The 12,680-nt window shown below is 60.8% G+C and carries 6 protein-coding genes; all 6 read left to right on the top strand.

Features of this window, described 5'->3' with window-relative positions; all coding sequences use genetic code 11:
* The first annotated feature begins 114 nt into the window (after positions 1-114).
* Positions 115-4,473 carry a hypothetical protein gene (locus ACQRC0_RS05335; RefSeq protein WP_427728385.1) on the top strand — a complete coding sequence of 1,453 codons (4,359 nt, stop codon included), beginning with the start codon at positions 115-117 and terminating at the stop codon, positions 4,471-4,473.
* Between the two features lie 254 nt (positions 4,474-4,727).
* A complete protein-coding gene (locus ACQRC0_RS05340; protein WP_427728388.1) occupies positions 4,728-6,725 on the top strand; it encodes a DNA gyrase/topoisomerase IV subunit B in 1,998 nt (665 codons plus the stop codon).
* A gap of 45 nt (positions 6,726-6,770) precedes the next feature.
* Positions 6,771-9,011 (top strand): DNA gyrase subunit A, encoded by a 2,241-nt coding sequence (locus ACQRC0_RS05345; RefSeq protein ID WP_427728391.1) that lies wholly within the window; start codon positions 6,771-6,773, stop codon positions 9,009-9,011.
* Positions 9,012-9,260: 249 nt separating this feature from the next.
* The gene (locus ACQRC0_RS05350; protein ID WP_427728393.1) at positions 9,261-10,355 is read left to right on the top strand and encodes an ATP-binding protein; all 1,095 of its coding nucleotides are present in this window, start codon (positions 9,261-9,263) and stop codon (positions 10,353-10,355) included.
* 151 nt (positions 10,356-10,506) lie between these two features.
* Positions 10,507-11,982, top strand: a complete 1,476-nt coding sequence (gene istA / locus ACQRC0_RS05355) for an IS21 family transposase (RefSeq protein ID WP_427728396.1) — start codon at positions 10,507-10,509, stop codon at positions 11,980-11,982.
* On the top strand, positions 11,972-12,680 hold a 709-nt coding region (gene istB / locus ACQRC0_RS05360; RefSeq protein WP_427728398.1), incomplete at its 3' end, for an IS21-like element helper ATPase IstB. The genes istA and istB, both read left to right, overlap by 11 nt.

Below are 12,680 nucleotides of genomic sequence, written 5' to 3' on the forward strand. Positions count from 1 at the left end.
GCGCTTCGCTCGATCAATTTGGACATTTTGACCCGTGAACGGCACTACCGCCACGGGGCACCTCCTCGCAAAATAGGATTATTTCCTCCGTTATTTGCGGGATGGGAGCCCAGAATGCTTGATCGTCGTTCGCTACTTATCGCCGGAGCATCCTCGCTGGCAGGCATCATGCTGCCTCGCGTGCCGAGCAGCGCAAACGCCTTCATACTGCCATTCGCCCCCACCGAGGCCTATGCCGACGAAGAAGACCCCTTCAAGGTGCTCGTTCTCTCACGCACCATGTTTGGTGTGGTCGTGGTCGACGTCGCCAACAAGAATATGCCCATCAAGGGAGCCCAGGTCACGCTCGCGTCGCGTTATGCCGCGGGCAAGCAGATCTCCGCCACTACCGACGACGAGGGCACGGCCATCTTTGAGGTCGCGCCGCTTTCGGAAGGCTACGTGGACCAGGCAACGCTTCTCGACGCGTACGACTTTAACGGTGGCATCTCCATCAGCATGGCGGGCTACCGTGATGTCGAGATCCCCCTCACGCGCATCCAGGGCGGCACCGCCATTACCGCGCCCACACGTCCGCTTTCCGACGGTGAGCCGTACTTTCGCCAGCTTACGTTCGACGAGTGGGACATCCAGTACGCCGACGCCACGTTCATGGCACTGCCGAAGGACGACGCCGGAAACGACCAACCCGACACGCACGCCTTTACCGTGCAGGCACATCTGCCACAGGGTGGACAGGCAACGCTGTGCATCAACAAGGTAATGCCCGCCACGAGCAGCTCATCCGAAACCGTCACGCAAATTGGCCAAGTCAAGGCCAGTGCATCGGGTTCGGACAATCTGGCAACGTTCACACTCGAAGACACGTTCCTCGATGCAGCTTCGGGCCTTCTGGAGGAAGGATGCAAGCTGCGCTTTGTCCTCGACTATCAGGGCAAGACCTATACACTCTCCTCCCACATGGCCGTTGTCACCGCGCCGGCCGCAAAGGCAGAATCGGGCTCGACCACTATCGTCCCCACCACCATGGACCAAGAGATTACTCCGTTTGATTTCCCGGCGGCGTTTCCCGGAATCGGCGGCAATAAGTTCACGTGCTGGATGCCCTCGTTCCCCATTTTGTTCAATTTCTCTTTTGCCGGATACGTGCTGTTTGGCGGAGGATACAAACCGGTCGGCTACATGAACGATTCGGGCAATCCGGATCCGGAGTACTGGAAGAAGTCACCGCGCGAGTCGGGCGCCAAGCAGGCAAACCGCTACCTCGACGAGATGGAGGGGAAGTGGAATCAGTACAAAAGTATGAGTGCCGGTTCGGGCACCGATCCAAGGAACACTAAGCTGCTTCGTCACCACTGCACGCCGCGTTTTACGATGGATATCGCCACACAGCTGTACGGATCGCTCGCCTACGACTGGGTGGGCAAAACCTGGGGTGACAACAACGACCCCGCATTTGGCAATATTAAGGCCCTCTTCCAGGTAAGAACCGACCTCAATTGGACCGAGCAGTTTACCCTAGGACCGGTGCCGTTTTTCCTAAACGTCAACCCCTGGGTGCTGGCGAAGCTGGCGCTCGCCGTGGGTGCCCACACGCACGGCAGCGGCGCGGCGTTTTTTAAAAACATTTCGCTCGACTATTCAAACACCTCGGGCTCGTTCACCATCCAGATCGGGCTTGCCGTCACCTTTGGCGCCGGCGTTGCAGGCGTCGCTTCGTCTGCCGTGCGCGGCGCCGCATCCCTCACGCTGTTCATTGGGTACGAGAAGGCAGATGGACACCAGCTTCCGCGACTGCGCGTAGGTGCAGACGTCGATGTCGATGTGATACTCCAGTTCGTAATGTTCAAGTGGACCACCAAGGCTTGGTCGGGGTCGTGGCCCACACTCCTCGATTCGTGGAATATGTCGGTGAACAATGGCAACCAGTATGTGCTCCAGCGCTCTGAGCTCGCATTGGGTGGAGATACGCCTTACACGTTGGATGCCCGCTTCGGCACGGCCGGCAACGCCGAGGCAGGCGGCGTGCCGCAATTTATCGCATCGGCCACCATCGTCACCAACGCCGAGCTGCTCGCACGCGCCGAGGTTAAGGCCACTGCCGTAAACGTCGCGCCTGTCGTGCGCGATTGGGATCAAGCGGTCACGCGCATTGAGCTCGAGGCGGATGCAGAAAGCGACGACACGGGACAGATCGAGCATTTCGTCCATACACTGATAGAAAACGCCGCGCCGATGTATGAGTACACCTATATCGGGCAGGCGAAGGACGCCGCTGCGGACCCCAACGCCAATTCTGCTGGTGTATCGGAGGACGAGCGTGGCGGCATAAAACCCTCGAGCGACAACGTGCTGTTTGCTGGCGTGCTCAGCGAAGCCCACATGAAGCTGGCAATGATTGCCGGCGTAGAATGTCTGTTCCGTATCGCCTCGGTGCGCTACGGCGACAATGGCCGCTCGCGCCTGGTGGTGCACACAAAGGCAAACGGCACGTGGTCCGCTCCCACTCCCGTGGACTTTCCCCTTGGGTTTGGCGAGGGCGACGTGGAGCGCGACGGCATATTCGATTACGACTTCGACGTGGTGGAATATACGGACGGAAGAGGAAACCAGGACGCCTACGTGCTGCTGATCTCGGGCGAGCGCCCCGCCGGTGACAACACCCTTTTCGATACGGCAAGCACAGCCGGCATACTGTCCGTCGTGCGCCTGCGCATAAGTAATAGCGAAGTTCGCGTGGTGTCGTATACGTCGTGGCGCAGCATCTCGCGCGGCCGCCTTCAGGAGGATGGCTACCATTGTCTGCAGTGCCCGCGTATCACGGTGGGCAAGACGCTCGTCGACGGGCGCCTGTCGGGTGCCTACCTCCACCGCCGCGGAACCACCGCAGAAAAGGCGCTCGGCAGCGAGGCCGAGGTTGCGCTGGAATGTTTTACCTTGTGGTCGGATGATTTGGGCGACAGTCTCACGTTCCGTCAGGTCCTCCGCTTTCCGCAAGCACCGTCGAGTATCGAGCTGGGCAAGCCCGAGAATATCAACGGCAAAATGGTGGTGTCCGTTGCGTACGAGACCGCAGACGGTTGCGGCTGCGCATCGTACGCCGTGATCGGCCAGTCCATTGCGTGCTGGGACGTTATGTCACCAGACGCCACGGTACCTCATGCGGTGCCATGGCCACAACATTCGGGCTTTTTGGCAACCGTCAACGAGCAACTGCAGCATATTACTTGGACGCGAGGCGCATCGGCATTTGCAACGCAGCCCGTGGGTGCCGCAGGCTGTGGCCCGGCATCGTTTAGCGTAAGCAACAACGGCAGGTGCGTGCTCTATGTAGAGAACACCGATGGCAAGGTGGGACAAACCTACGACGAAGAAGGCAACCCGGTAGCAGTGATGGGCAAGCACTTCCGCATCTTCGCCAGCACCTTGGCAGGCGATCTGTTCACGGAGCCGTTCGTGATGTGCGAGCTGGACCATCCCGTCGATCAGATAACGACATTTTTGACGTCGGGAGGCATGCTCTCCGCACTCGCCACGCACATTGTGAGCGCGGAGAAGAGCGAGGCAGAGCTGCACGGCATCGAAGTGCCCTTGGTGGCGTGTGCCACTCCGACGGGCGCGGTCGCTACCTCGGGCGCGGTGGTACCCGGAGCAGCAGGCGAATCCTTCATGGTCACGGTGCGAAACGACGGCAACACCTTGCTGACCGCCGGCACGATCGATCTGTACCGAGAGGGCTCCAGCCAGCCGTTCTCCAGCGCATCCATCGGATTCGGACTGAACGCACGCATGGTTTCGATCTACGATCCAGAGCTTGCCGAGGATGCTTCGGCCAAAGACATGGCACACGTGAAGTACGCGCTCGAGACGCTGGGCGCACGTTTTGCAACGCACCCGCTGGTAGCCGACAACGGCAACGCCGTGCTGGCACCGGGTTGCACGGCACAGTTCCGCATGAGCTTTGCCATCCCCGAGAGCTGGAGCGACGAAGTGGGCAAACGCGTAACGCTGTATGCGAAGGCGCATAATCTGGTGGCGCTCGATCCCGTAACGCTCGAGGAAATTCGGCCGGGTGCAAACTCGGCGCTGGGTGCCGTACTGCACGAGCTTCATGTGCCCGACGCGGCATGCGAACGCTCAGAAGTTCAGGTCGGCGTATGCGACAGCGCGGATACGACGGGGCTTCACGATGCACCGATGACGGCGGACGACGGTGGCGGCTCGAGTGGCGGCGGTACTGACAAGGGCGGCGGCTCCGGCGGAAGCAGCTCCAGCAGCGGCAAGGACCACAGCAATAGCAAGCGCCCCGGAAAAGCGGGCGCGCTTGCGGGCACGGGCGATACATGCGCTCCCCTTACGGCAGCCGCTGCAGCACTCGCCGCGGCAGGCGCCGGCCTCGTCGCCTACAGCACCCGCCGCACGGCGCTCGAAGCCGATACCGCCAATGAGGTCAATTCGGATAGGCCCCGCTAGCTCCTAGTTACTTTTGTGAGAGACGCCGACTCGGCTCATTCGTCATCGCTATGCGGACATTACAACTTCGGTTCGCTATTCAAACTTACTCGCACAATACCGACTCGGTTTTGTGCGAGTAAACTAATCCTCATCGAACTCCGAACGATTGTTCGATGGATTTCGTGTTGGTTGGAATCGCCCAAGGGCTGGGCTATGCTACCTTGACTATCTATATGACTAAAACGCAGCAAAGGAGCATCGAGAGAGCGAGCATGGCAAAAAACACCGCAAACTATGGTAACGACAGTATTCGTCAGCTCAAGGACGAGGAGCGCGTACGCCTGCGCCCCGCCGTCATCTTTGGCTCGGACGGGCTCGACGGCTGCGCGCATGCCGCCTTCGAGATCCTGTCCAACGCCGTTGACGAGGCGCGCCAGGGCTACGGCAAGCTCATCACCCTTACCGCCTTTCGCGATGGCTCCATTCAGGTGGAGGACAACGGCCGCGGCTGCCCGCTTGACTGGAACCCCTCCGAGAAGCGCTTTAACTGGGAACTCGTCTTTTGCGAGCTTTACGCCGGCGGCAAGTACAACAACAACCAGGGCGGCGACTACGACTTCTCGCTCGGCACCAACGGCCTGGGCTCGTGCGCAACCCAGTACGCCTCCGAGTACATGGACGTCACGGTTTGGCGCGACGGTAACAAGTACTCCCTGCACTTTAAGAAGGGCAAGGTCGTCGGCGCCAAAAAGAAAGCACTCGAGGTTGAGCCCAGCGACGAGGACCGCACCGGCACCACCATCAAGTGGCGCCCCGATCTTGAGGTCTTTACCTCCATCAGCATCCCCCACGATTGGTATCGCGAGACCATGCGCCGCCAGGCCGTGGTCAACGCCAACGTGACCTTCCGGCTGCGCATCGAGGGCGACGACGGCGAGTTTTCCGAAGAGGACTTCTGCTATCCCAAGGGCATCGAGGACTACGTGCTCGAGAAGGTCGGTACCGACTACCTTACCGAGCCCTTCTTTATCGAAGCCGACCGTCGCGGTCGCGATCGCGAGGATCTGCCCGATTACAACGTAAAAATCACTGCTTGCATGTGCTTCTCGCGCACTTTCACGATGCAGGAGTACTACCACAACTCCTCCTGGCTCGAGAACGGCGGCTCACCCGAAAAGGCGGCCCGCAGTGCCCTCACCAGCGCCATCGATGCCTACATTAAGCAACAGGGCAAATACAACAAAAACGAGAGCGGCATTAAGTGGCAGGACGTCCAGGACTGCCTGGTGCTGGTGACCAACTGCTTCTCCACCCAGACGTCCTACGAAAACCAGACCAAGAAGGCCATCAATAACCGCTTTATCCAGCAGGCCATGACGGCATTCTTTAAGGAGCGCCTCTCGACCTACTTGATCGAGAACAAAGATGCCGCCAACAAGATCATGGAGCAGGTGCTCATCAACAAGCGCTCGCGCGAGAATGCCGAGAAGACGCGCCAGAGCATCAAGACCAACCTGCAGCAGAAGACCGACATGGCCAACCGCGTGCAGAAATTCATCGACTGCCGCTCCAAGGATAAGAGCCGTCGCGAGCTCTACATCGTAGAGGGCGACTCGGCAGCAGGCGCCATTCGCACCTCGCGCGATGCCGAGTTCCAGGGCGTTATGCCCGTCCGAGGCAAAATCCTCAACTGCCTAAAGGAGGACTATCCGCGCATCTTTAAGTCCGACATCATCATGGACCTCATGCGCGTGCTGGGCTGCGGCGTGGAGATCAAGGACAAGCGCATCAAGAACCTGGGCGCCTTCGACTTGGACAACCTCAACTGGAACAAGGTCATCATCTGTACGGACGCCGACGTCGACGGTTATCACATCCGTACGCTCGTGCTCACCATGCTCTATCGCCTGGTGCCCACGCTTATCGACGAAGGCTACGTATATATCGCCGAGTCGCCGCTCTACGAGATCAACTGCAAAGAAAAGACCTACTTTGCCTACACCGAGCTCGAGAAGAACGGCATTCTTAAGGAGATCGGCGACCAGAAGTGCTCCATCAACCGCTCCAAGGGTCTTGGTGAGAACGACCCGGACATGATGTGGCTCACCACCATGAACCCCGAGACGCGTCGTCTGATCAAGGTGGAGTCCGAAGACGTCACCAAGATGGAGACCATGTTCAACCTTCTGCTGGGCAGCGACGAGGCGGGCCGCAAGCGCCATATCTCGGAGCACGGCAAGGAATACCTGGACCAGCTGGACCTGCAGTAGCAGCAAATCGATAACGACGGCCCATAAGAAGTTCAAGAGGAAATCGTGGCAAAGAAGAAGACGAAGAACCAGCCAAAGAAAAAGCAGGTCAACGCCGAGAACGTCATCGGCCTGCACTCCGAGGTCACCAATCAGCCGATCACGCAGACGCTCGAGGTCAACTACATGCCCTACGCCATGAGCGTCAACGTCTCGCGTGCGTTCCCCGAGATCGACGGCTTTAAGCCCTCGCACCGCAAGCTGCTCTACACCATGTACAAGATGGGCTTGCTCAAAGGTGAGCGCCAGAAGAGCGCTAACATCGTGGGCCAAACCATGAAGCTCAACCCGCACGGCGACGCCGCGATCTACGAGACGATGGTGCGCCTGGCCACCGGCAACGAGGCGCTGCTCGCCCCCTTCGTGGAGTCGAAGGGCAACTTTGGCAAGTACTATTCGGGTGACCTGAGCTACGCCGCCTCACGTTACACCGAGGCCAAGCTCTCCCCCATCAGTGCCGAGATCTTCAAGGACATCGACAAGGACCCGGTCGACTTTGTCGACAGCTACGACGGCGCCATGAAGGAGCCGCGCCTGTTGCCCACCACGTTCCCCAACATCCTTGTCTCGGCCAACAAGGGCATCGGCGTCGCCATGGCGTCTGACATCTGCGGCTTCAACCTCAACGAGGTCTGCACCGCCACCATGCACTACCTGCAGGATCCCAACTGCGATCTGCTCGAGTACATGCCCATGCCCGACTTCTCGACCGGCGGTGAGATTATCTACCGCCGCGAGGAGATGGAAAAGATTATCGAGACCGGCCTTGGCAGCTTCCAGATCCGCTCCCGCTGGCGCTGGATTCCCGAAGAGCGCATTATCGAGGTCTACGAGATCCCCTACACCACCAAGACCGATGTCATCATCGATCGCATCGTCAAGCTCTCCAAAGAGGGCAAGGTCAAGGAGATCGCTGACATCCGCGACGAGACCGACCTCTCGGGCCTGCGTATCGCCATCGATCTTAAGCGCGGTGTCGACCCCGACAAGCTCATGGCGAAGCTTTATCGCTCGACTACGCTGCAGGATTCGTTCTCATGCAACTTTAACGTGCTGGTCGACGGCTATCCCCGCGTTATGGGCGTACGCCAGATCCTGCACGAGTGGGTCAAGTGGCGTATTGAGTCCACGCGTCGCCGCATTAACTTTGACTTGGGCAAAAAGTCCGAACGCCTGCACCTGCTGCACGGTCTTGAGGCGATTCTGCTCGACATCGACAAGGCGATCGCCATCATCCGTGGCACCAAGCTTGAGGCCGAGGTCGTGCCCAACCTTATGAAGGGTTTCGACATCGACGAGACCCAGGCCGAGTTTGTTGCCGAGCTTAAGCTCCGCAACATCAACGAGGAGTACATCCTCAACCGCACCAAGGACATCGCTAAGCTCGAGGGTGAGATTGCCGAGCTTGAGGAGATCCTCTCGAGCGAGGAGAACATCAAGAAGGTCATCAGCGACGAGCTGGCCGCGGTCAACAAAAAGTACGTGATGCCGCGCCGCACGGGCAGGATCGAGCCCCACGAGGTCATCGAGGTAAGCCTGGAGCCCGAGGTCGAGGAGTACCCGGTGACCATCATGCTCTCGCGCGAGGGCTATCTCAAAAAGATGACCGACCGCGTGCTCAAGAAGGCTGCGACGCTCAAATACAAGGACGGCGACAAGCCCTTTATCGAGTTCCCGTCCTCCAATACGCACGAGCTGCTCGTGTTTACCAACAAGAGCCAGGTGTACAAGTGCAAGGTTGCGGCGTTTGAGGACACCAAGTCGGCCCAGCTGGGCTCGTATCTGCCCACCGACCTCGAGATGGAACCCGACGAGAGCGTGATCTGGGTCATCGACCCCGAGGACTACAAGGCCGACGTGCTGTTTGTCTTTGAGAACGGCCGCGTGGTGCGCGTCGCGCTTTCTGGATACGTTACCAAGACCAACCGCAAGCGCCTTAAGAACGCCATCTACGGCGGAGCCAAGCTGCTGTATGCCCAGGTGCTCAAGGAGGATCGCGACATCGCGCTGGTCTCGAGCGACTATCGCCTGATGAACTTCAACACGTCGCTGCTCAAGACCAAGACGACCACCAACACGCAGGGCGTCCAGGCCTTTACCGCCAAGAAGGGTCGCTCGGTCACCACCGTCGGCACGACCGAGGAAATCCTTGGCGCCGGCGTCTCGGCAGAGAAGTTCACCGCGCAGAGTCTCCCCTCTGCCGGTGCCCTCATGAAAGAAAACGACATGCCGAGTTTGTTTGACTAGGACGACGGCAACGAGATCGTTAGACACTTCGCAAAGCGACGAGGCCCGGAACGCAACGGCATTGCGCCCGGGACTCGTCGTTTTTCTTCTCAACTATTTTTTAACGCAGATAAATTGATTTCTGCTTATTTTTCTGCGTAAAACAACATGTCAGCGCCACTGCTTCGATGCCCTTTGGTCTGTCGTTAGCAAAACTTGCAAAAGTTAGCAAAACTTGCAAAAATTAGCAAAACTTGCAAAGGAGCTACCATGGAGTACAGCAAGAACCCCTTTACCCCAACATTTGGAAGCGTCCCTCCCTTTCTAGCGGGTCGCGAGCATATCCTGCGCGACATCAACCGTGGCTTTATCAACGGCCCGGGAGATCCCAACCTGTCGACTATTATTACGGGAGCAAGGGGAACGGGCAAGACGGCGCTTCTCTCGCTCCTTTCAGAAACGGCGCTTGAACACGGCTGGATCGCAGCAAATGTCTCCGCCATGCCAGGCATGCTCGAAGATATTATCGAGCGAACCAAAGAAGCCGCAGATAGCTATCTCTCACAGCGTCACGCGCGCATAAACGGCGTTCAAATTGGTCCAATGGGCATCGATTGGACATATGCTCAAGAGGCCCAGGGCAACTGGCGCACACGCATGAATGGTATCTTTAAGCAACTCGAAAAACATGACATCGGACTTCTCATCACCATCGATGAAGTCACCGTCGATCTCGAAGAAATGCTTCAATTTGCCTCTGTTTACCAGCACTTTGTACGCGAAGGTAAAAAAGTTGCCCTACTCATGGCAGGACTGCCCTACAAAGTATCGGCGTTGCTGCGTAACGATTCCGTCTCGTTCCTCAGGCGTTCCCAATATCATCAGTTAGGACGAATCACTGACGTTGAAATTGCAAACGCGTTTCGCAAAACTGTTGAGGCCGGAGGACGTTCAATCACACCAGAAGCGCTCGAGGATGCTGTGAAGGCCGTCGACGGATTCCCCTACATGATGCAGCTCGTCGGATATCGCACATGGGATGTTTCGGAGAACTCGCCCAAAATCAGCGCACCTGATGTCCAGCAGGGTTCTCTGCTTGCCCGTATGGAGCTGCGCGATCGAATTCTCGAAACGACCTATCGGGAGCTTTCCGATAAAGACATTGAGTTTTTGCTCGCGATGCTGCCCGACTCTGGCCCCAGCAGGGTCTCGGAGATAGCCAAACGCATGGGCGTTGCCGGCAACTATGCAAGCCAATATAAACGCCGTCTCCTCGAGGACGGCGTCATCGGAGAGCGCGGGCGTGGTCTCGTTGGCTTTGACATCCCCGCATTCAGGGAGTTCCTGAGTGTTGATGTTCACTAAGAAGTGGTCCGAGTGATCACTGGGAAATGAGCACCGTGAGCACGAAAAATTGAGCAGTTTAAGCAAGAGGGCCGCGCCCCGGGGACCGGGGGCGCGGCCCTCGCCGTATGGTTTCCCCGGGCGGTTACTTTGGCGAGCCCGCCCGGGAAGGATGGAGGAGATGACCGTGCCCCTGGACACAGTGAATGATATACGGTCGATGGATGCCGCCGGGCGCTCGAGGTCCGAGATCGCCCGAATGCTCCACGTGAGCCGGAACACCGTGGCGAAGTACGCCGACATGGAGGACATGTCGCCCGCCGCGCCGATGCCCCGGAGGAGGGGCAGGCCCGCGCTCGAGGGCAACGAGGAATGGGTCGCGGGCGTTCTCGAGGCCGACCTCGGGGCCCCGAGGAAGCAGCGCCACACCGCCAGGCGGATCTACGACAGGCTCGTCGCCGAGCGCGGCTACGGCGGCTCGTACTCCACCGTGCAGAGGTTCGTCCGCGAGCTCAGGCTCGCCCGGGCGGCGGCGGGCGGAGAGGGGTACCTCGAGCTCGAGTGGGCGCCCGGCACCTGCCAGGTCGATTTCGGGAACTTCCGCGCCGCGGTCGGCGGGAGGACCCTCGACCTCAAGCTGCTGGTCGCGACGCTCCCGCACTCGAACGACCGGCAGTGCGTCGCCCTCATGTCGCAGAGGTCGGAGTGCCTGTGCGCCGGGCTGCTCGAGATCTTCCGCCGCTGGGGCCGCGCCCCGGCTGCGATGGTGCTCGACAACGCCACCGAGGCGGGCAGGATGGTACGCGGCGAGGTCACGGAATCGAGGCTGTTCTCGCAGTTCAGGGCCCACTACCGCTTCGAGAGCCGGTACTGCAACCCCTATTCGGGAAACGAGAAGGGCTCCGTCGAGAACGCCGTGGGGTTCCTCCGGCGCAACCTCCTCGTCCCCGTGCCGGCGTTCGGCACGCTCCCCGAGCTCAACGCGTTCCTCGCCGAGGGATGCGCGAGGATCAACGCGGCGGCGCGCTGCCGCGACGGCAGGCCGCACGGGGAGGCCTACCGGGAGGACCTCGCCGCCATGCGCGCCCTTCCCGGCGTGGAGTTCGACGCGGTGAGGTGGGTCACCGCCCGCGCCGACAAGCGCGGCTACGTCGAGGCCGACGGGCGCGAGTACGTCGCCGGGCCCGCCTGGCACGGGCGGAGCCTGCTCGTCGGCATGCGCGCGACGACGGTGGAGATCCTCGCCGACCGCGGCCGCCGGGTCGCCGTCCTCCCCAGGGCCTTCGGGGAGGGCCCCGCGGTCCGGAACCCCCTCTCGCTCGTGCCCGCCATCATCGCCAGGCCGAGGGCCTTCGGGGAGTCGACGATCAGGCGCGACATGCCGCCGGGGCTCGTCGAGGGGATTGACCGGATGGACTCCGCCGGCAGGAGGCGCACGCTCAGGTCGATCGGCCGGGCGAGCGAGTCCTCGGGCTTCGAGGCGGCATGCGAGGCGGCGCTCAGGGTCGTCGAGGGCGGCCGCGTCCCCGACGACGCCACGGTCGACGTGCTGGCGAGGCGCATCGCGGGAGGCGGCGGCGAGGCCGGCGGGGCCGACCTGTCGGTCTACGACGGGTTCCTGAAGGGGGCGGTCGCCGATGGCCGCTAGCGAGGAGCTGGCCCGCAGGGTCGTGGAGGCCGGGCGGTCGTGCTCGCTCACCACCGCCGTCCTGGAGGAGTGGTCGAGGCTCGGCACCCCGAAACAGGTGGAGTACCTGGCGGGCTACCTCGAGGCGGAGAGGTCCAGCCGCGAGGCCTCGAAGCGCGCGACGCTGCTCAGGCGCTGCGCGCTGCCGGCGCCCAAGACCTTCGACGGCTACGACTGGTCGGCCGTGTCGTGGCCGGAGGACATGGGGCGTGAGTCGCTGCTCGCGCTCGACTTCGTCGAGCGCAGGGAGGACCTCGTGCTCATGGGCGACGTCGGCACCGGCAAGACGCACATGGCGTCGGCCCTCTGCGCGCTGGCGTGCGAGAGGAGGCTCGAGGCGCGCTTCTTCACGGCGTCCTCGCTCGTGATGCGCCTGAGGCGCGCCCGCGACGACGGGAGGCTCGACCGGGAGGCCGCGCTCATCGGCAAGGCCCGCCTGCTCGTCATCGACGAGCTCGGGTTTCTCCCGCTCGACGCGGACGGGGCGAGGCTGCTCTTCCAGGTCTTCGCCGACGCATACGAGAGGCAGTCGGTGGTAATCACCACGAACCTGGAGTTCAGCAGGTGGGGGTCGGTGTTCGGGGACGACCAGATGGCCGCCGCCGTGATCGACCGCATCGTCCACCACGGGAGGCTCGTCCAGTTCCGCGGCGAGTCCT

Origin of the sequence: Collinsella sp. SGI.033 (assembly GCF_050315135.1) — a bacterium.
GTDB lineage: Bacteria > Actinomycetota > Coriobacteriia > Coriobacteriales > Coriobacteriaceae > Collinsella.